General features: G+C 75.2%; 17 protein-coding genes and 1 riboswitch. Of the genes, 4 read left to right on the forward strand and 13 right to left on the reverse strand.

The annotated features are described in order from the left end of the window. Positions 1-33: 33 nt before the first annotated feature. The 4 genes from ACIBPC_RS24690 to ACIBPC_RS24705 all read right to left on the reverse strand — a co-directional run bounded on the left by ACIBPC_RS24690 (position 34) and on the right by ACIBPC_RS24705 (position 4,984). Positions 34-1,260, reverse strand: coding sequence for an acetyl-CoA C-acetyltransferase (locus tag ACIBPC_RS24690; RefSeq protein ID WP_398847595.1), 1,227 nt, complete (start codon positions 1,258-1,260; stop codon positions 34-36). Then, positions 1,257-2,432 (reverse strand): acyl-CoA dehydrogenase family protein, encoded by a 1,176-nt coding sequence (locus ACIBPC_RS24695; protein ID WP_398847597.1) that lies wholly within the window; start codon positions 2,430-2,432, stop codon positions 1,257-1,259. The genes ACIBPC_RS24690 and ACIBPC_RS24695 overlap by 4 nt, the downstream gene beginning before the upstream one ends. Then, positions 2,422-3,600, reverse strand: coding sequence for a CaiB/BaiF CoA transferase family protein (locus ACIBPC_RS24700; protein ID WP_398847599.1), 1,179 nt, complete (start codon positions 3,598-3,600; stop codon positions 2,422-2,424). Before ACIBPC_RS24700 ends, ACIBPC_RS24695 begins: the two co-directional genes overlap by 11 nt. Positions 3,601-3,724: 124 nt before the next feature. Beyond that, a complete protein-coding gene (locus ACIBPC_RS24705; protein WP_362959933.1) occupies positions 3,725-4,984 on the reverse strand; it encodes an ROK family protein in 1,260 nt (419 codons plus the stop codon). A gap of 88 nt (positions 4,985-5,072) precedes the next feature. Between ACIBPC_RS24705 and ACIBPC_RS24710 the strand changes: the two genes are divergently transcribed. Together ACIBPC_RS24710 and ACIBPC_RS24715 are read left to right on the forward strand one after the other, a co-directional pair. Further along, positions 5,073-6,107 (forward strand): LacI family DNA-binding transcriptional regulator, encoded by a 1,035-nt coding sequence (locus ACIBPC_RS24710; protein WP_362959936.1) that lies wholly within the window; start codon positions 5,073-5,075, stop codon positions 6,105-6,107. A 271-nt stretch (positions 6,108-6,378) separates the two neighbouring features. After that, entirely contained in the window at positions 6,379-8,457 is a 2,079-nt protein-coding gene (locus tag ACIBPC_RS24715) for a discoidin domain-containing protein (RefSeq protein WP_398847674.1), read from the forward strand. 370 nt (positions 8,458-8,827) lie between these two features. On the opposite strand, the gene ACIBPC_RS24720 is transcribed toward ACIBPC_RS24715, so the two are convergent. The 7 genes from ACIBPC_RS24720 to ACIBPC_RS24750 form a co-directional block, all read right to left on the reverse strand. Beyond that, positions 8,828-9,880, reverse strand: coding sequence for a DUF1996 domain-containing protein (locus tag ACIBPC_RS24720; protein WP_362959939.1), 1,053 nt, complete (start codon positions 9,878-9,880; stop codon positions 8,828-8,830). A gap of 153 nt (positions 9,881-10,033) precedes the next feature. Further along, a complete protein-coding gene (locus ACIBPC_RS24725) occupies positions 10,034-12,055 on the reverse strand; it encodes an ABC transporter substrate-binding protein (RefSeq protein WP_398847601.1) in 2,022 nt (673 codons plus the stop codon). Between the two features lie 190 nt (positions 12,056-12,245). Then, on the reverse strand, positions 12,246-12,518 hold the full coding sequence (locus ACIBPC_RS24730) for a hypothetical protein (RefSeq protein ID WP_398847603.1): 273 nt from the start codon (positions 12,516-12,518) through the stop codon (positions 12,246-12,248). Positions 12,519-12,536: 18 nt separating this feature from the next. Further along, positions 12,537-12,983 carry a protein phosphatase gene (locus tag ACIBPC_RS24735; RefSeq protein WP_398847605.1) on the reverse strand — a complete coding sequence of 149 codons (447 nt, stop codon included), beginning with the start codon at positions 12,981-12,983 and terminating at the stop codon, positions 12,537-12,539. Positions 12,984-13,015: 32 nt separating this feature from the next. Further along, positions 13,016-13,507 (reverse strand): hypothetical protein, encoded by a 492-nt coding sequence (locus tag ACIBPC_RS24740; RefSeq protein WP_398847607.1) that lies wholly within the window; start codon positions 13,505-13,507, stop codon positions 13,016-13,018. Between the two features lie 106 nt (positions 13,508-13,613). Next, positions 13,614-14,297, reverse strand: a complete 684-nt coding sequence (locus ACIBPC_RS24745; protein ID WP_398847609.1) for an endonuclease V — start codon at positions 14,295-14,297, stop codon at positions 13,614-13,616. Positions 14,298-14,300: 3 nt separating this feature from the next. Beyond that, entirely contained in the window at positions 14,301-15,755 is a 1,455-nt protein-coding gene (locus tag ACIBPC_RS24750) for a glycine hydroxymethyltransferase (protein ID WP_398847675.1), read from the reverse strand. Positions 15,756-15,784: 29 nt separating this feature from the next. Then, positions 15,785-15,876, reverse strand: a riboswitch (ZMP/ZTP riboswitch). A 111-nt stretch (positions 15,877-15,987) separates the two neighbouring features. On the opposite strand from ACIBPC_RS24750, the gene ACIBPC_RS24755 reads away from it, so the two are divergent. After that, positions 15,988-16,209 (forward strand): dodecin, encoded by a 222-nt coding sequence (locus ACIBPC_RS24755; RefSeq protein WP_362959958.1) that lies wholly within the window; start codon positions 15,988-15,990, stop codon positions 16,207-16,209. A 23-nt stretch (positions 16,210-16,232) separates the two neighbouring features. Here the strand turns inward: ACIBPC_RS24755 and ACIBPC_RS24760 are convergent, their stop codons facing one another. Next, a complete protein-coding gene (locus ACIBPC_RS24760) occupies positions 16,233-17,138 on the reverse strand; it encodes a carbohydrate kinase (protein ID WP_362959961.1) in 906 nt (301 codons plus the stop codon). 116 nt (positions 17,139-17,254) lie between these two features. Beyond that, positions 17,255-18,067 carry a class I SAM-dependent methyltransferase gene (locus ACIBPC_RS24765; RefSeq protein WP_362959963.1) on the reverse strand — a complete coding sequence of 271 codons (813 nt, stop codon included), beginning with the start codon at positions 18,065-18,067 and terminating at the stop codon, positions 17,255-17,257. Between the two features lie 156 nt (positions 18,068-18,223). Here ACIBPC_RS24765 and ACIBPC_RS24770 point away from each other — a divergent pair, with 156 nt between their 5' ends. Then, positions 18,224-19,168, forward strand: coding sequence for an alpha/beta fold hydrolase (locus tag ACIBPC_RS24770; RefSeq protein ID WP_398847612.1), 945 nt, complete (start codon positions 18,224-18,226; stop codon positions 19,166-19,168). The last annotated feature ends 10 nt before the right edge of the window (positions 19,169-19,178 follow it).

Here is a 19,178-nt window from a genome sequence, read left to right on the forward strand (position 1 = left end):
CTGGGGCGGCGGGCGGCTGTGGCGGCGGGCGCGTCAGACGCGTTCGATCACGGTGGCGATGCCCATGCCGCCGCCGACGCAGAGGGTGGCCAGGCCCCGGCGGAGGTCGCGGCGTTCCAGCTCGTCCAGCAGCGTGCCGAGGATCATGGCGCCGGTCGCGCCCAGGGGGTGGCCCATGGCGATGGCGCCGCCGTTGACGTTGACGCGGTCGGCGCCGGCGCCCGTCTCGCGCAGGAAGCGCAGGACGACGGCGGCGAACGCCTCGTTGATCTCCACGAGGTCGATGTCGTCCATGGTGAGCCCGGCGCGGTCCAGCGCCTTGCGGGCGGCGGGGGCCGGGCCGGTCAGCATGATGGTCGGCTCGGAGCCGGTGACGGCCGCCGAGACGACGCGGGCGCGCGGCGTGAGGCCGTGCCGCTCCCCCGCCGCGCGGGAGCCGACGAGGACGAGGGCGGCGCCGTCCACGATGCCGGAGGAGTTGCCCGCGTGGTGGACGTGCTCGATGCGCTCGACCCAGTGGTACTTCTGGAGCGCCACCGCGTCGAAGCCGCCCTCGGCTCCGGCGCGGGCGAACGCGGGCCGCAGCCCGGCGAGGCTCTCGGCGGTGGTGCCCGGCCGCATGTGCTCGTCGTGGTCGAGGACGACGAGCCCGGCGCCGTCCGTCACCGGGACGACGGAACGGGCGAACCTGCCGTCCTTCCAGGCGTGCGCGGCACGTTCCTGGGACAGGGCGGCGTAGCTGTCGACGTCATGCCTGCTCAGGCCGTCGAGCGTGGCGATGAGGTCGGCGCCGACGCCCTGCGGGACGAAGCCGACGCGCAGGTTCGTCATCGGGTCCATCATCCAGGCGCCGCCGTCCGAGCCGATCGGCACGCGGGACATCGACTCGACGCCGCCCGCGAGGATGAGGTCGTCCCAGCCGGAACGGACGCGGGCCGCCGCCGAGTTGACGGCGTCGAGGCCGGAGGCGCAGAAGCGGTTGTGCTGGACGCCCGCGACCGTGTCGGGCAGCCCGGCCGCCAGGGCGGCGACCTTCGCGATGTCGGCGCCCTGGTCGCCGTGCGGGCTGACGACGCCGAGCACCACGTCGTCGACACCCGCCGGGTCGAGCCCGGGGTTGCGGCGCAGGACGGCGTGGAGCAGGCCGGTGACGAGGTCCACGGGCTTCGTGCCGTGCAGCGCGCCGCCCGCCTTGCCGCGGCCGCGCGGGGTGCGTACGGCGTCGTAGAGGTACGCCTCGGGGACGGTGCCTGCGGTCATGGGGTCCCCTTCTCGTCGGTGGCCCTGCGGTCGGCGAGCAGCGAGCGGCCGATGATCTCCTTCATGATCTCGGTCGTGCCGCCGTAGATGGTGAGGATCCGGCCGTCCGTGAACGCGCGGGCGACGGGGTACTCCCTCATGTAACCGTAGCCGCCGTGCAGCTGGAGGCAGCGGTCGGCGACGCGTTTGTGCAGCTCGGTGGCCCACCACTTGGCCATCGCCGCCTCGGTGCCGTCCAGGCCGCCCGCCGCGTGGGCGGCGATGCAGCGGTCGGTGAACGCGCGGGTGACGGCGCACTCGGTGGCCATCTCGGCGATCTCGAAGCGGATGTGCTGGAGCGCGGCGAGCGGGCGGCCGAACGCCTCGCGCTCCCGCACGTAGGCGGTGGTGATCTCCACCAGCCGCTCGGCGGCCGCCGCCGCGCCGACGGCGATGGTGAGGCGTTCCTGCGGGAGGTGGTCCATGAGGTGGCCGAAACCGCCGTGGAGGCGGCCGAGGAGGTTGCCCTTGGGGACGCGCACGTCCTGGAAGAACAGCTCGGCGGTGTCCTGGGCGTGCTGGCCGATCTTGTCGAGGTTGCGGCCGCGTTCGAAGCCGGGCGTGCCGCGCTCGACGGCGAGGAGCGACAGGCCGCGCGCGCCGCCCTCGGGCCTGGTGCGGGCGACGACGAGGACGAGGTCGGCGAGGTGCCCGTTGGAGATGAACGTCTTGGCGCCGTTGAGCAGCCAGTGGTCGCCCTGGTCGGTGGCGGTGGTGCGGATGCCCTGGAGGTCGGACCCGGCGCCCGGCTCGGTCATGGCGACGGCGGTGATCAGCTCGCCCGAGCAGAAGCCGGGCAGCCAGCGGCGCTTCTGCTCGTCGGTGGCGAGGGAGGTGAGGTACGGGCCGATCACGTCGTTGTGCAGCGGCACGGCGAAGCCGCGGGCGCCGGCCCGCGACCACTCCTCGGCCAGGACGGCGGAGAAGCGGTAGTCGTCGGCGCCGCCACCGCCGTACGCCTCGTCCACGGTCAGGCCGAGGAGGCCCTGGCGTCCGGCGGCGCGCCAGGCGTCGCGGGAGACGATGCCGGCCCGTTCCCAGGCGTCGTAGTGGGGCGCGACCTCCTTGGCGAGGAAGGTGCGGACGGTCCGGCGGAACGCGTCGTGGTCGGAGGTGAAGACGTCACGCTGCATCGGTGGCCGTTCCTGGTGCGGGGTCGTCGGGGAGGTCCCAGTCTCGCGCGACGGACGCGGCGCCGTCGCCGGGGAGGGCGGGGCCGCGGCGGACGGCGGTGGGGGTCGCGGAGAAGCGCGGGGCGGGCGCGGGCTGGCGGACGCCGCCGTGGTCGGTGAAGGTGCCGCGGGCGGTGAGGTGCGGGTGGCGTGCCGCCTCGCGGAGCGACAGGACGGGAACGACGCAGGCGTCCGTTCCGGCGAAGTGGGCGGCCCAGGCGTCGCGTTCGCGGGTGGCGAGGCGGGCGGCGATCAGGGCGCGGAGCGCGGGCGCGTTGGCCGGGTCGTCGGGGTCGGGGGCGTCGTCGGCGATGCCGAGGAGGTCGAGGAACGCGGCGCGGAAGCGCGGTTCGAGCGGGCCCACGGCGAGGTGACCGCCGTCGGCGGCAGTGTAGACGGCGTAGAACGGGGAGCCGCCGTCGAGGGCGTTCACCGCGCGGCGGTCCTGCCACGCCCCGGCCGCGAGCAGGCCGTGGAACAGCGTGCCGAGGTGCGCGGCGCCGTCCACGATCGCCGCGTCCACGACCTGCCCGCGGCCGGTGGCGCGGGCGTGGTGGAGGGCGGCCAGGACGCCGGTGACCAGGTAGAGGGCGCCGCCCGCGTAGTCCCCGAGGAGGTTGGCGGGGACGGCGGGCGGGCCGTCGGCCGGGCCGATCATGCCGAGCGTGCCGCTGAGGGCGAGGTACCCGATGTCGTGCCCGGCGCGCGGGGCGAGCGGGCCGTCCTGCCCCCAGCCGGTCATCCGGCCGTAGACGAGCCGGGGGTTGCGGGCGTGGCAGGCGGCGGGGCCGATGCCGAGGCGTTCGGCGACGCCCGGCCTGAAGCCCTCGACCAGGATGTCCGCGCGGGAGGCGAGGGCGAGCGCGGTGCGCGCGCCGCCTGCGGTGCCGAGGTCGAGCAGGACGGACCGCTTGTTGCGGCGCGTCAGGTCGGCCCGCGGGTCGAGCGCCGTCCCGTCGGGGCCGGGGCCGCGGCCGGGGCGGTCGACGCGTACGACGTCCGCGCCGAGGTCGCCGAGCAGCATCCCGGCGAACGGGCCGGGGCCGATGCCGCCCAGTTCCAGGACGCGCACCCCGTCGAGCGGCCCGGCCGGGGCGCCGCGCCCGTCCTCTCGCGTCCCTGCTGCCATCGGGCTCCCGGGTGTGCGCGCGGACCCGCCGCCCATGGCGGGGCGACGGGCGGACGGGGCGATGATAGGAACGGTCCCGGCGGGCGCACAAGGGCGGCCGGGCGGCGGTCCGGCGCGTCCGGGATCACCAGGACGTGCCGCCGTGGTCGAGGAGTCCGGCGAGCGGCAGGGTCGCGGCGCCGACGGTGACGGCGTCGGGGCCGAGCAGCCCCAGCTCGATGGTGGCGCGCGCGGCGGGGTGCCGCAGGGCGTACGCGCCCGCCGCCTCCCGGACGGCGGGCAGCAGGTACGGGCCGAGGAGCAGGCCCATCCAGCCGCCGAGGACGATCCGTTCGGGATTGAAGAGGTTCACGAGGTCGGCGATGCCCGCGCCGAGGTACTCGGCGGTCTCGTCCAGCAGCGCGACCACGCGCGGGTCGCCCGCGCGGGCCGCGGCGAGCAGCGCGGCGATGCCCGCCTCCTGCCCGGTGGCCGGCACGTCGCCGCCCGCCTCGCGCCAGCGCTCCAGCAGCGCGACGGCGCCCACGTACGCCTCCAGGCAGCCGCGCGCGCCGCAGCGGCACAGGCGGCCCCCGACGCTCAGCGTGGTGTGCCCCCACTCCCCCGCGCCGCTGTTCGCCCCGCCGTAGGGCACGCCGTCCGTCACGATGCACGCGCCCACCCCCGAGCCGAGCAGGGCGATCACCGCGTCGCGGGCGCCACGGCCCGCGCCGAACCACAACTCGGCCTGGCCGCAGGTGCGCGCGCCGTTCGCCACGTGGATGGGCACGCGGTCGGGCAGGCCCGCGGCGCCGCGCAGCAGGCGTTCGAGCGGGACCGCGTCCCAGCCCGTCGTCTGGCCGTGCACCACGGCGCCGAGGCCGCTGTCCGGGTCGCGCGAGACGACGCCGGGGACGCCCACGCCGACGCCGAGCAGCAGCAGTTCGGCCGGGGCGCCCGCGGCCTTGAGGACGGTGGCGATGCCGTCGCGCACGTACTGGACGATCAGCTCGACGTCGTGGCCCGCGCCGTGCGGGGCGCGGGCGGCGGCCTCCTCGCCGCCGAGCGGGTACTCGACGCGGGCCAGTTCGGTCAGCGCCAGGTCGAACAGCTCGACGCGCACCCGGGTCTCGCCGACGTCCACGCCGATCAGCCGGTGGCAGGACGGATCGACGCGCAGCAGCGTGCGCGGGCGGCCGCCGTCCGAGTCGACCGAACCCGCCTCGCACAGCAGGCCGTCGGCGAGCAGCCCGGACGTGACGGTGCTGACCGTCCCCGAGCTGAGCCCGGTGGCGAGCCCCAGCTCGTGCCTGCTGAGCGGGCCGTGGAAGTACAGATGCCGCAGCAGGGCGGCGCGGTTGGCGCGCCGCAGATCGCGCACTGTCCGGCGCTTCGTTTCACCCATGTCTTCACCCGTGTGCCCTTCGAGAGCAACCTATCCCGCGCCGCGGACTGACGGGAGAGCGCTTTCCAGTTGTGTTATAAAGACGCCCATGAGCGACAGGGCGGCCAAGGGCTCTCCCACGCTGGAGGACGTGGCCCGGGAGGCCGGCGTCTCCCGGGCCACGGTCTCCCGGGTGATCAACGGGATCCGCAACGTGGACCCGGAGATCCAGCAGGTGGTGCGCCAGGCGATCGCCGACACCGGTTACGTCCCCAACTCCGCCGCGCGCACGCTCGTCACCCGGCGCGCGGGCACGGTCGCCCTCGTCGTCTCGGGCGCCGGGGACGAGGGGGAGGGCGCCGGACTGCCGGGCGACCCGTTCTTCGGCCGCATCGCGGGCGGCGTGCTCGGCTCCCTGCGCCCGCGCGGCATGCACCCCGTGCTCATGCTGGCCGACTCGGACGAGGCGCGCCGCCAGGTCCTCGCCTACCTGCGGCAGGGCCACGCGGACGGCGCGCTGCTCGTCTCGACGCACCCGGCCGACCCGCTGCCGCGCCAACTCGTCGCCGCCGGACTGCCCGTGGTCCTCTTCGCGCGGCCCGCTCGGCCCGCGCCGGTCAGTTACGTGGACCTGGCGCACCAGGACGGGGCGCGGCTGGCGGCCGACCACCTCGTCGCGCGCGGCTGCCGCATGGTGGGGACGGTCACCGGGCCGCTCGATGTGCTGGCGAGCCAGGACCGGCTGGCGGGCTTCCGCGACGCGATGGCCCGGCACGGGCATCCGTACGTCCCCAGCGCCGAGGGGAACTTCACGCTCGACAGCGGCGAGGCGGCGATGCACCGGCTGCTGGCCGAGGAGCCGGGGCTCGACGGCGTCTTCGTCGCCAACGACCTGATGGCCCAGGGCGCGCTGCACGCGCTGCGCGAGACGGGCCGCGCGGTCCCCGGCGACGTGGCGGTGGTCGGATTCGACGACAGCAGCGCCGCGCTGGCCTGCCGCCCGCCGCTGACCACGGTGCGCCAGCCGATCGAGCAGATGGCCGCCGAGATGACCAGGCTGCTGCTCGACCGCATCGAGACGCCGGACCGCCGCCCGGCCTCGGTCATCTTCGAACCCTCCCTGGTGGTACGGAAGTCGGCCTAGCCGACGGGCAGGACGCGCGCCGCGTTCCGGAACCGCGACTTCTCACGTCACGGGCGTTGACACCCGTCATACCGCAAGCCAGTCTCAGCGGAGAGCGCTCTCCCAACCCCCCACCTCACCACGGCGACGCCCCTGCCAGGACGGGTCGGGCGCCGCCGTCTTCCGTACCGAGGAGACATCCGTGCTTGTCCGCAGTACACCCCTGCGCGGCCTCGCCAGGCCGCCCGCACTCATCCTGTCGGTCCTCGCCCTGCTCGCCGGGGCGCTCGTCATGCTCCAGCCAGGGCGCGCCGTCGCCGCCGAACAGCTCCTGTCCCAGGGGAAGACCGCCACCGCCTCGTCCCAGGAGGGCGCGGGCTACGCCGCCTCCCTCGCCGTGGACGGCAACACCGGCACCCGCTGGGCCAGTCAGTGGAGCGACGACCAGTGGCTCCAGGTCGACCTGGGATCGAGCGCCACGCTGTCCCGCGTCGTCCTCAACTGGGAGGGCGCGTACGGGAGGGCCTTCCGCATCCAGACATCGCAGGACGGCGGCTCCTGGACGACCGTCCACACCGAGACGGCGGGCTCGGGCGGCAACCAGACCATCGCGGTGAGCGGCACGGGCCGCTACGTCCGCCTCCTCGGCACCCAGCGGGGGACCGGATACGGCTACTCGCTCTGGGAGTTCCAGGTCTACGGCGAGACCGGCGGCACCGGCCCGGTCGAGGGCGGCACCGTCGAGGTGACGGGCAGCCAGGGCAACTGGCAGCTGACCGTCGAGGGCGAGCCGTACACCGTCAAGGGCCTCACATGGGGCCCGGCCATCGCCGACGCCGGGCGCTACATGCCCGACCTCGCCTCCATGGGCGTCAACACCATCCGCACCTGGGGCACCGACGCCAGCACCCGTCCGCTCCTCGACACGGCGGCCGCCAACGGCATCCGCGTCATCGCCGGCTTCTGGCTCCAGCCGGGCGGCGGGCCGGGCAGCGGCGGCTGCGTGGACTATGTCAACGACTACGACTACAAGGGCTACCAGCTCTACCTGATGAACGAGTGGGTCGCCGCGTACAAGGACCACCCCGGCGTGCTGATGTGGAACGTCGGCAACGAGTCCCTGCTCGGCCTGCAGAACTGCTACTCCGGCGCCGAACTGGAGGCGCAGCGCGACGCGTACGCCCGGTTCATCAACGACGCGGCCCGCGAGATCCACGCGCTCGACCCCAACCACCCCGTCACCTCCACCGACGCGTGGACCGGCGCGTGGCCGTACTACCAGGAGCACAGCCCCGAGCTGGACCTGCTGGCCGTCAACTCCTACGGCGCCGTCTGCGACATCGAGGAGTTCTGGACCGCGGGCGGCTACGACCGCCCGTACATCCTCACCGAGGGCGGCCCGGCCGGCGAGTGGGAGACCGACGACGACGTCAACGGCGTGCCGCAGGAGCCGACCGACGTCGACAAGGCCGAGGGCTACCGCGACGCGTGGGACTGCCTGATGGGGCACGAGGGTGTGGCGCTGGGCGGCACGCTCTTCCACTACGGCACCGAACGCGACTTCGGCGGCGTGTGGTTCAACCTGCTGCCCGGCGGCGAGCGGCGGCTGTCGTACTACGCGGTCGCGGACATCTTCGGCGGCTCGGTGGGCACCAACACCCCGCCGGTCGTGTCGAACCTGACCGTCTCCGGCAGCCGCACGGCGGTCCCGGCGGGTCGGCAGTTCACGCTCGGCGCGTCGCTGACGGACCCGAACGGCGACACGATCACGCCGTCCGTCGCGTTCAGCAGCAAGTACATCGACAACAACGGCGCGCTGGTAGACGCCCAGTTCACACGGCAGGGCAACAACTTCTCGGTGACCGCGCCGACCCGGCCCGGCGTCTGGAAGGTCTACCTGCTCGCCCGTGACGGCCGGGGCAACGTCGGCATCGAGACGACGACCATCAACGTCGTCCCGCCGCCGGTGCCCGGCACCAACATCGCGCAGGGCCGCCCGACCACCGCGTCCTCGTACCAGGCGGTCGGCGACGGTGCGCCGTTCCCGCCGTCGAACGCGACGGACGGCAACCGCACGACCCGCTGGGCGAGCGACTGGAGCGACCCGCAGTGGCTCCAGGTCGACCTCGGCTCGGTGACGACGTTCCAGAACGTGCAGCTCGTCTGGGAGGGCGCCTTCGCCAGGGCGTACCAGGTCCAGACGTCGGACAACGGCACGGACTGGCGCACGATCCACACCGTCACGAACGGCACGGGCGGCGTGGACACCGCGGCGGTGAACGGCTCCGGCAGGTACGTGCGGGTGCTCGGCACCCAGCGCGGCACCGGGTGGGGCTACTCGCTCTTCGAGTTCGGCGTCTACCGCTCCTGATCCCGACCACCCCGGGGCCCGGCCGACGGGCCCCGGGGCTGTGCCTCCCCGCACAGCACTGGCCCCCGGTCGCCGTGGACGGCGGGCGGGGGACTGCGTTTCGAGGTACCGGCGCGAGAACACTCCGCCGCGCAAGCCCGGTCAGCAGGCGCCGCCCGAGGACAACATGCAGGGCGGCCCACCTCCCGGTTCCTTCCCGATCGCCACGGGGCTGTGCCTCCCCGCACAGCACTGGCCCCCGGCCGCCGTATCCGGCGGCCGGGGGCCAGTGGGTCGGGCCCTGCGCGGCTCCCCTGTCGCAAGGGGGGTGAGAGAGCGCTCTACCGCGCGGACCCGGTCAGCGGGCCCCGATCGGTGCTCAGGGCAGCGGTCAGGGCAGTTCGTAGTTCTGGTTCAACGCGGCTCCGCGCTCCGGCTTGTACTGGTCGAAGCCCCGCGCGTCGCACTGGAGCCCGCCGTTGATGCAGTGCTGGACCAGCCGGGCGAGCACCGGCTCGTCCCAGGCGTTGAAGACGTCGTAGTGGAACGAGTAGCCCTCACCGCTGGCCAGCCTGACCCGCGACGTGTCTCCGCTGACGGGGAACGCCATCTTGAACTCGATCATCGGCACGGCCACCGGGTGGCTGGCCGGGCAGACGTCGTGGTTGTTCGCCACCGGGACCGGGTAGGCCATGTGCGCCTTGTGGTCGGGCGAGTCGAGGTGCCGGCCGTCCCAGCAGCTCGGCGCCTGGTAGCGGACGTTCAGCTGTGAACCGGGCGCGCACCAGTCCGGGATGTTGGAGTTGAAGAACGAGTCCCCGCACTCCCAGCCCTCGACCGTCGCGTCCAGGAACGCCTGCTCGCTCTGCCCCGGGTCGCCGACCACGTAGCGCAGGCCGGGCGGGAAGGGGCGGACGGTCCGGAAGTCGGTGACCCCGGCCTTGTAGTAGATGACCTGCTCACCGATGGGCCGGACCTCCTGGTCGCCGTTGTACATCGTCGGCATCCAGTACGCGGTCAGGTCGCCCGGCACCTTGCAGGTCGTGTCGCCGCCCCGGAGGGAGTTGAGGGTCGAGCCCGCGTAGGTGGTGTCGTTGCCCATGAAGGTGTGGTCGTGCGACGCGCCGGGGAGCCCGGGGAAGACGATCGGGTCGTCCGGCGCGGTGTGGTTCACGGAGCAGTTGGCCTGGAACTCGTGGTGCGAGGCGTACGGCACGTCGGGGGACGGCGGGATGCCCTGGACCGGCGGGTTCACGGGGATCCACTGCCCCGGCGGGGGCGCGGCGGGGGCCACGGCGGCGGGCGCCGCGGCGGTGGAGGCCGCGACGGCTGCGGCCGGCGCGTCGGAGGCGGATGCGCTGTTCATCGCACCGAGGCCGCCCGCCACCATCACGAGCGCGGCGGCGGCCGTCAGGCCTGAGGACAGGAGTGATCTGCGAGGCATGCGATCTCCTCGATCCAGTGGGGGATGGGAGAGGGAGAGCGGGAGAGCGCTCTCCCATGCCTCGGAGTGTTTCCGGAATGCTGAGAGCATGTCAATACGCGGTGACCGCCGGAACTTTCCCGGACCCGGGAACGCCCGCCGCCCGGCGGCCCGTCACACCCCCGCCGCGCGGTACTCCAGACCGTCGCCCGTCACGCGGTACAGGTACGCCACCGGACCCGCGCCCGTGTAGTTCCCCGCCGCGTCGAAGGCCAGCTGCCGCCCGATGCCCCAGCGCGCACCGGCGCGCAGCCCGTCCACCAGCCCGCGCCTGCTCAGCGCCGCGCTCCCCCGCAGCCGCGCCATGGCGTCCGCCAGGAAGCGCACCGCGTCGTATGCCTCCGCCGCGTACGGGTCCGGGCGGATGCCGAAACGCCCCCGGTGCGCCGCGGCGAAGCCCCTGGCCGCCGGATCGGCGTCCGGATCGCACCACGGCGTGACGAAGTGCCAGCCCTCGGCCGCCTCCCCCGCCTCGGCCCAGAACGGCGGGGCGAGCGCCCGCTGCCCGGCGAGGCCCGCGCCGGTGAAGCCCGCCGCCCGCAGCGCGGCGGCCAGCCGTCCCGCGCCCGCCGGAGGGCCCGTGTAGAGGACGGCGTCGGCGTGCTCGGCCGTGAGCCAGGCGGCGGCCGGGCCCATGTCGCCCGCCGCCGGGGGCCGTACGGTCGGCAGCGCCGTGACGCCGCTGCCGCCGAGCGCCGTGCGCACCGCGTCGGTGCGGCGCGTACCGGTCCCGCCGTCCGGCACCGGTTCGACGAATCCGACGCGCGCCGCGCCCAGTTCGGCGCCGAGCAGCCGGGCCACCGCCCGCGCGGCGCGTGCCGCGCCGGGCCTGCCCCGCAGCACGGTCTCGGTGCCGGGACCGGTCCCGAAACCGGCGGCCGACAGCGCGAACAGGGGCAGCCGCGCCCGCCCGTAGACGGCGGCGACCGCGTCGGCCACCGCGTCGGTGGTCGGTCCGATGACGGCCATCACCGCCTTGTCGGCGGCGAGTTCACGGGCGGCCTCGGCGCCGTGCCGCGGGTCCCCGCCGTCGTCCACGACGCGCGTGCCCACGGCGAACGGGAGCGTCCCGAGGACGGCCAGTTCCTCGACGGCGATGGTCACGCCGTGTTCCTGTCCCGTGCCGAGCACGGCGTGCGGGCCGGTCAGGTCGGCCTGGAGTCCGATGACGTACCGCTCGCCGCGCGGCGCCTTCGTGCGGCGCCGCGCCAGACCGGCGGTGCCGGCCCCGGCGAGGGCGAGCGCCCCCGCGCCGAGCAGCAGGGCCGCGCGGCGCCGGGGGAAGGGCCGCGTGGACGGCCGCTCCTCCCCCGGCCGCTCCTTGGCCGCCGGGTCCTCGCGCGTGTCGGCGGCGCAGAGGGCGGGGAGGGGCGCGGCGTACCGTTCCACGACGTCGCGGGCGACGGCGGGCGGGAGCCAGCCGAAGGGGCGGCGTTCGGCGAGTTCGGCACAGAGGTCGGCGGCGGTGGGCCGTACGAGGGGGTCGGCCGCCAGGCAGGCCTGGACGACTTCGAGCAGCGCGCGCGGCACGTCGGCGAGGTCGGGCGCCTCCTCCCCGCCGGGGGCGTGCGCGGGGCGCCCCGCGGCGGCGAGCGCGAGGACGTGGCCGAGGCCGAGGATGTCGCGGGGTGCCTCCGTGTCGCGTCCGGTGGGGAGGATGCCGCTGCCGCCGAAGCCGGTGAGGCGCGGCGCGTCGGGCGCGAGGAGGACATGGCCGGGCCGTACGTCGCGGTGGGACAGCCCCGCGGCGTGCACCGCGCGCAGTGCCTGGGCGAGGGCCGCGCCGAGGATGCGCACGGTACGCACGGGCAGGGGTCCGCGTGTGGCGACGGCGCGGGGCAGGGTGGGGCCGGGGAAGTGCGGGTAGGCGGCCCAGATGATGCGGCCCGCCGTGTCGGCGGCCATGACGGTGACCAGGTACCGGTGCCGGACGTGGCGGGCGGCGGCGACGTCCCGTTCGAAGCGCGGCCGGAAGCCGGGGGCGTGGACGTGTTCCGGCCGGATCACCTTGAGCGCGACGGGCGGGCCGCCCTGGGTGCGGGCCACGTGCACGACGCCCGTACGGCCCTCGGCCAGCTGCGCCAGCAGCCGATAGGCCCCGATCCGCCGCGGGTCGGGCGGCTCCAGGTCCCTCACGCGGCTCGATCTCCCGGTTCACGGGGCGCGGACTCCCGGCGCCGGGCGTCACCTTAGCGTTCCCGGACGGCGACGGACTGTGCAGACGGGGTGAATTGCGGGCCTGTGGGAGCCATTGCCCGCAGAGGTGACGGCGCGTGGGGCGGGGTGCGCGCCGCGCGGGAGGCGTTGCACTCCGGGGCCGCGGGGGTCAGCCGTGCAGCGTTGTTGTCAGGGTGAGCGCGGAAGGGCCTTCGGCGGTGGGTGCGGGGAAGCATTCGAGGCGCAGTTCGCCGCGCAGGTCGGCCAGTTCGCCGGCGGCTTCGGCGAGGTGTCCGGCGGCCCAGTCGGCGAGCGTGCCGGAGGCGAGCGCGGCGTTGGGCACGGGGCGCGGGCCGCCGGGGCCGAGCGGGTGCCGCTGATGATCGCGCTCGCCCCGGTGGGTGATCCGCCACCAGTACGGCTGCCAGGTGTGCGTGCGCACGGGGATGCCCGCCGGGTGCTACGCGCCGGTGGCCACGCCGCCGAAGCGCGTGACGTAGCGGCGCTGCCAGGGCGTCTCGACGGCGCCGCGCGCGTAGTGCTGCCGCACGTAGGCGACGGCCTCACGGGGCGGCACGCCGTCGATGACCGCCAGGCAGGCGAGCGCCGTGCCCGTGCGGCCCTTGCCGCCGCCGCAGGCCAGCTCGACGCGTTCGCCGGCGGCGCGATCCCAGGCGTCGCGGAGGGCGCGGGCGGCGTCGTCCCGGTCGGCGGGCAGGCGGAAGTCGGGCCAGCGCAGCAGGCGGGACTCCCAGGCGACGGGCGGGGGCTCTTTCGCGAGCAGGTAGAGGCCGTAGGTGGGCTCCGGGCCGTCGGGCAGGGGGTGGCGGAGGCCGCGGCCCCTGACGAGGCGGCCGGAGGGCAGCCGCAGCACGCCGGGCGCGCCGGAGTCCCAGGGTGTGATCATTCGACGACCCTACTGTCCGATGGCAGGACGCATCAACGCGTGAACCGCCCGATGTCGGCCGTGGTCAGGACGGTCCGGTCCCGGCGGTCCGACTTCCGGCGGGCGGCGACCGCGAGGGCGGCGGTGGTCAGCGCCGAGGCGGCCAGGACGAAGTCGTAACGTGCGGGCACGTCGCCGGTCGTGAAGGTGCTGCCGTCGGCGGTCTCGCACACGTACCGGGGCGGTAGGTAGGTGGCGTAGTGCCGGGCGATACCGGTCTCCTGCCATGCGGTGCCGACGCGGCACGGACGGGCGGGCGCCGAGTCGGTACCGCCGTCGTGCGCGTCCAGCCAGACCATTCCGACGATCGCCAGGGCACCGGCGTACAGCAGCGTCGTGAGGGCGGCGGAGAGCGCGGTGAGGCCGCGCAGCACCCGTGGGGTGGCCGGACGGCCCGGGGAGCGCCTGCCGAGCGTGCTCAGCCCATGCCCTCCCAGGCCGAAGGCGGTGAGGAACAGGCAGAAACTCAGGAAGAGGGGCAGCACGCGCGCCCCCGTAAGTCGGCGCCCCGGGTGGCGGCGGTGGAATGCGGCATCTGCCGAGTACAGCAGAGGCGATCCGCCGTGACCATGGCGGGGGGAGGATCGCGGCTCAGGCGGTCGCGCGCAGTGCGGCGCGGCACGCGTGGTCGGCGGCGCGTGTCGTCTCGGGGAGGCGGAAGCCGCGTGTCGTCAGGTGCAGGGTGTGCGCGCAGGCGTCGTCGGTCGTGGTGCGGTGGCCCGGGGAGACGAAGACGGGTTTCACGCCGTCACGCGTGCGCAGTGCAGCGCCGACCACCTCGTCACCGTCGAGCAGCGGCGAGCGGTCGCCTCGGCGCGGCCCGGGCTGCGCGTACGCGAAGACGAACGGGGTCTTGGCCACGCCGATCGTCGGCAGCCCGGTGAGGACGCCGAGGTGGCTGGCGAGTCCGAAGCGGCGCGGGTGCGCGATGCCGTAGCCGTCGCAGACGACGAGGTCGGGCGCGCGGGGCAGCCTGCCGAGCGCGTCGAGGACGGCGGGCAGTTCGCGGAAGGCGAGGAGCCCCGGGAGGTACGCGAAGGGGACGCGGCCCGTGGCGGTGGCGGTCTCGGTGACGGCGAGGGTGGCCGCGTCCAGCAGGACGGCCGCGGCGGCGACCACGCCCCGGTCGTCGTCGTACGCCACGTCCACCCCGGCCACCAGGGTGCCGGGGCCGCCGGGTGGCGGCCCCGACGAGTCGAGGACGACGTGCGCGCGCAGCCGCAGCTGCGCGGCGGTCGCCTCCTCCTCGGTGGCCGGGGTGGTGTGGACGTGCACGGGTCAGCTCAGGTCGATGCCCGGGTACAGAGGGTGCTTGGCGAGGAGGTCGGCGGAGCGCTCGGCGACCTGCTTGGCGACCCCGTCCTCCAGCACGTACGTGGCCTTGGAGGCGGCGCCGCTCTTGGCCGTGCCGGGGCTGGTGCGGCGCAGGACGGTGTCGATCAGGTCGGCGACCTCGTCCATGCCGTCGGTGTCCAGGCCGCGGGTGGTGAGCGCGGGGGTGCCGATGCGGATGCCGGAGGTGTACCAGGCGCCGTTCGGGTCGCGCGGGATGGCGTTGCGGTTGGTGACGATGCCCGCGTCGAGCAGCGCCGCCTCCGCCTGGCGGCCGGTGAGCCCATAGCCGGAGACGTCGATCAGCGCGAGGTGGTTGTCGGTGCCGCCGGTGACGAGGCGGGCGCCGCGCCGCGTCAGGCCCTCGGCGAGAGCGCGCGAGTTGTCCACAACGCGCTGCGCGTAGTCGCGGAACGCTGGCTGGCGCGCCTCGGCCAGCGCGACGGCCTTGGCGGCCATCACGTGCGGCAGCGGGCCGCCGAGCACCATCGGGCAGCCGCGGTCCACCTGGTCGGCGAGCGAGTCGTCGCACAGCACCATGCCGCCGCGCGGGCCGCGCAGGGACTTGTGCGTCGTGGTGGTGACGATCTGGGCGTGCGGCACCGGGTCGAAGTCGCCGGTGAGCACCTTGCCCGCGACGAGACCGGCGAAGTGCGCCATGTCCACCATCAGCGTGGCGCCGACCTCGTCGGCGATCTCCCGCATGATGCGGAAGTTGACCAGGCGCGGGTAGGCCGAGTAGCCGGCGATCAGGATCAGCGGGCGGAACTCGCGGGCCGCCGCGCGGACCGCGTCGTAGTCCAGCAGGCCCGTCTCCGGGTCGGTGCCGTAGCTGCGCTGGTCGAACATCTTGCCGGAGATGTTCGGCCGGAAGCCGTGCGTGAGATGGCCGCCCGCGTCGAGGGACATGCCGAGCATGCGCTGGTCGCCCAGCTCGCGGCGGAGCGCGGACCAGTCGGCGTCGCTGAGGTCGTTCACCTGGCGCACGCCCGCGCGCTCCAGGGCCGGGCTCTCCACGCGGGAGGCGAGGACGGCCCAGAACGCGACGAGGTTCGCGTCGATGCCGGAGTGCGGCTGGACGTAGGCGTGCTGCGCGCCGAACAGCTCGCGGGCGTGCTCGGCGGCGATCGACTCGACGGTGTCCACGTTGCGGCAGCCGGCGTAGAAGCGGCGGCCGACCGTGCCCTCGGCGTACTTGTCGCTCATCCAGTTGCCCATGGTGAGCAGGACGGCGGGCGAGGCGTAGTTCTCGCTGGCGATCAGCTTGAGCGAGGCGCGCTGGTCGTCGATCTCGCGGCCGATCGCGTCGGCGATGCGCGGCTCGACGCCGCGGATGACGTCCAGGCTGTCGCGGAACGCCGCGGACGCCGTCTCGGCGGTGGATCGCTGCGGGGAATCCATGGTCATGACGGGGCCTCCTGAGTGTGAGTCGCGACGGCCCAGGCGCACGGCTCCTCATCGCTCCGAAGGGGCCGCTCCCCAATGGTTGTCCATCTTCGACGCGCCAGTCACGGCCCGCTGCGAGGGTAGCATCGCGTCCCCCCGGGGGCGGGTGCCGAGGTCGCGGAACGGACAGGTCCGGTGCACGGTGGAGATGCGGTGCCGACAGCCGCACCACCGACCGGAGGCCATGGTGAGCGAGCACATCTACCGGGTGACGGAGATCGTCGGTTCGTCCAGCGAGAGCGTGGACGCGGCGGTCAGGAACGCGATCGAGCGGGCGTCGCGGACGCTCCGCCTGCTGGAGTGGTTCGAGGTGACGCAGGTGCGCGGGCACATCGAGGACGGCGCGGTCGCCCACTTCCAGGTGGGCCTGAAGGTGGGCTTCCGGCTGGACAGCGAGGTGGACGGCTGACGCGTCCCGGCGGGCCGCCGTCGTCAGAGGGCGGCCAGCTCGGCGCGCGTGGGCGGATCGGCGCCCGGCCGCGTGCAGGTGACGGACGCGGCGGTCGCGCAGTGCGTCAGCACGGCGGAGAGCACCCCGGGGTCGGTGGGCGGCCCGCCCTGCCCGGCGACGGCGTCGAGCAGCGCCGCCTGGAAGGCGTCCCCGGCGCCCACCGTGTCCACGACCTCGGTCTCCGGCGCCGCGACCCGTACCTCGTGGGCGGCGGTGACGGCCAGCGCGCCCCGCGCGCCGAGGGTCACGACGACGAGCCGCGGCCCGGCGTCGAGCAGCAGCCTGGCCGCGTCGGCGGGCGGCACGCCCGGGTGCAGCCAGGCGAGGTCCTCGTCGCTGGCCTTGAGGACGTCCACGGAGCCGGCGAGGGCCAGGCAGGCGGCGCGGTAGGCGTTCCTGTCGGGCTGGACGGCGGGCCGCACGTTCAGGTCGGCCGCGACGGTGACGCCGTTCTGCCGCTGGGCGCGGCACAGGTCGCGCACCCGGGCGGCGCCCGGCTCGACGACGACGGCGAGCGAGCCCGTGTGGAGGACGGCGGTGTCGCCGGGGACGGGCAGCTCGCGCGGGTCCCAGGCGGTGAGGAAGTCGTACGTCGCGCCGCCGTCGTCGTCCAGGTAGGCGAGCGCGACCGTGGTGCGGCCGGAGCCCGCCGGGACGCGCCGCACGTCCACGCCGATGCGTCCGAGGTGCGCGGCGACGAGGGCGCCGGGCGGGTCGTCGCCCCAGGTGGTCAGCAGCGTCGCGGGCCGTTCGAGGCGGTGGAGGCCCACGGCGACGTTGGCGGGGCTGCCGCCGGGCACGGCCCGCAGTTCCGTGGCGCCGGGGCGCCACAGCAGGTCGACGAGGGCCTCGCCGACGACGGTGACCCTGGTCCTGCTCTCGCTCACGCGGCCTCGACTCTCCCTCGGCTGTGTCCGCTGCGCCCTCACCGCACGGGACGTCCGGTGCCGTGACGGCGCGATGGAGCATCGCCCGGCGCTCCCGCGTCCGTCAACACGGGCCCTCAGGCCGCGCGCGCCGTCGTCAGCAGGTGGGAGCTGGCGCCGAGCAGCGCGGGCTCGGTCTCGACGGCGCGCAGGGCGGTGAGCACGGTGGCGCGCGCCGCCGGGTCGTCCAGCCGCTCCCGCATGCCGCCGATCAGCCAGGCGGGCCCCTCCACGCCACGCGTGACGGCGCCCGGCAGGCCCGCCTCGGCGAACTCGGCGGCGAGCTGCGCCGGTTCGTGGAACCAGGCGGTCGTGAAGCCGCCGCGCCCGTCCGGGAGGTGGCCGGTGCGGACGTGCCCGAGGATCCTGGCGAGCCGCCCCGGCGCGTACGCGTGGCCCTGGAGCAGGCCGTCGGTCAGCGGCGCGAAGCGGCTGATGGCCGCGGCGGCGACGAGCCCGCCGGGGCGTACGGCGCGCCTGGCCTCGGCGAGGGCGCGGACGCGGTCGGCGCGGTCGGGCAGGTGGTAGAGCGGTCCGAGGAGCAGCACGGCGTCGAACGAGGCGTCGGGCACCGGGAGTTCCCGTGCGTCGCCGTGCCGGGCGGTGAGGCCGTGGGCGCGCGCCTGCTCGACGTGCAGCGGTACGGGGTCGAGGAGTTCGGTGCCGTACCCGTCGTCGCGCAGCCAGCGCGAGTGCACGCCGCCCGCGCCGCCGACGTCGAGCACGCGGGCGGGCGGCGCGGGGAGCGTGCGCCGCAGGATGTCCTGGGTGCGCAGGAGTTCGAGGCGGGCGGCGGCGGGGTGTCCGTCGGCGTCCGCCAGACGGCCGTCCTCGTCGCCCCGGGAGTAGTAGGCGAGGATCTCGGGATGCAGCTGTCGCGGCTCTGCCATCAGCCGATGCTCCTCGGCCGCGCGGGCGGCCCGCAACGGGATATGCGGCGTGGAGCACAGATGCTCCGGCCGGTCTCGCACGGATGGCCGCGTTCCTGGGTACCGGCGTTCGAGAGTGGCGCGGACGACGCGGCCGGCCCGAACAGAGGAGTGACCATGGACACCGGACACGAGCACGGCGCCAGGACCGATTTCGTCCTCGCGTCCGACGGCGTGCCCGTCGCGGCGTACACCTGGCTGCCGCCGGGCGACACGGCCCGCGCGTGGGTGCAGCTGGTGCACGGGGCGGCGGAACACGCCCTGCGCTACGAGGGGTTCGCCCGGTACCTGAACGCGCGCGGCTACGCCGTCGTCGCCTCGGACCACCGGGGGCACGGCGCGACCGCCCCGCACACCGGCGGCATCGGCGTGGTGGGCGACTCGGGCTGGCGCGCGACGGTCGCGGACCTGTGGACCGTCAGCGAGCGCGCGAAGACCGAACTGCCGGGCGTGCCGCTGGTGATGCTCGGCCACAGCATGGGCTCCCAGCTGGCCCGCGACTACGCGCAGGAGCACGGGGACGGGCTCGCCGGGCTGGTCCTGTCGGGCACGTTCAGGTCGCTGCCCGGCTGCGACCTGGAGGCGGCGGCCGAGCGGCTGCGGGCGGAGACCGAGGCGAACGGGCGGGGAGCGGAATCGTCGTTCGTGCCGGACCTGTTCGCGTCGTTCAACGACCCGTACCCGTACCGCACCGGCTTCGAGTGGCTGTCGCGGGACACGGCCGAGGTGGACGCGTACGTCGCGGACGAGGCGTGCGGCTTTCCGTTCAGCGCGGGGCTCAGCCTCGACTGGGTGCTGGGCGTGCTGAAGATCAACGACCCGGAGCAGCAGGCGCGCGTCCCGGGCGGCCTGCCGGTGCGCGTGGTGGTCGGCGACCAGGACCCGTGCAACGCGGGGATGACGCAGGTCCACGAGCTGCTGGACGACTTCGCGCGTGGCGGCGTGCGCGATCTGACATGGCGCGCCTGGCCCGGCGCGCGGCACGAGATCCTCAACGAGACGAATCGCGCCGAGGTGCGGGACGACATCGCCGCGTGGCTGGACGACCGCCTGCCGGAGTGAGCGGCGGGCG

It is taken from the genome of Streptomyces sp. NPDC049879 (assembly GCF_044461265.1).
GTDB lineage: Bacteria > Actinomycetota > Actinomycetes > Streptomycetales > Streptomycetaceae > Streptomyces.

Excerpts from the sequence above, each read along its gene's own strand:
- ACIBPC_RS24690 (WP_398847595.1), bottom strand. The coding sequence starts at position 1,260 with ATGACCGCAGGCACCGTCCCCGAGGCGTACCTCTACGACGCCGTACGC.
- ACIBPC_RS24695 (WP_398847597.1), bottom strand. The coding sequence starts at position 2,432 with ATGCAGCGTGACGTCTTCACCTCCGACCACGACGCGTTCCGCCGGACC.
- ACIBPC_RS24700 (WP_398847599.1), bottom strand. The coding sequence starts at position 3,600 with ATGGCAGCAGGGACGCGAGAGGACGGGCGCGGCGCCCCGGCCGGGCCG.
- ACIBPC_RS24705 (WP_362959933.1), bottom strand. The coding sequence starts at position 4,984 with ATGGGTGAAACGAAGCGCCGGACAGTGCGCGATCTGCGGCGCGCCAAC.
- ACIBPC_RS24710 (WP_362959936.1), top strand. The coding sequence starts at position 5,073 with ATGAGCGACAGGGCGGCCAAGGGCTCTCCCACGCTGGAGGACGTGGCC.
- ACIBPC_RS24715 (WP_398847674.1), top strand. The coding sequence starts at position 6,379 with ATGCTCCAGCCAGGGCGCGCCGTCGCCGCCGAACAGCTCCTGTCCCAG.
- ACIBPC_RS24720 (WP_362959939.1), bottom strand. The coding sequence starts at position 9,880 with ATGCCTCGCAGATCACTCCTGTCCTCAGGCCTGACGGCCGCCGCCGCG.
- ACIBPC_RS24735 (WP_398847605.1), bottom strand. The coding sequence starts at position 12,983 with ATGATCACACCCTGGGACTCCGGCGCGCCCGGCGTGCTGCGGCTGCCC.
- ACIBPC_RS24750 (WP_398847675.1), bottom strand. The coding sequence starts at position 15,755 with ATGGATTCCCCGCAGCGATCCACCGCCGAGACGGCGTCCGCGGCGTTC.
- ACIBPC_RS24765 (WP_362959963.1), bottom strand. The coding sequence starts at position 18,067 with ATGGCAGAGCCGCGACAGCTGCATCCCGAGATCCTCGCCTACTACTCC.
- ACIBPC_RS24770 (WP_398847612.1), top strand. The coding sequence starts at position 18,224 with ATGGACACCGGACACGAGCACGGCGCCAGGACCGATTTCGTCCTCGCG.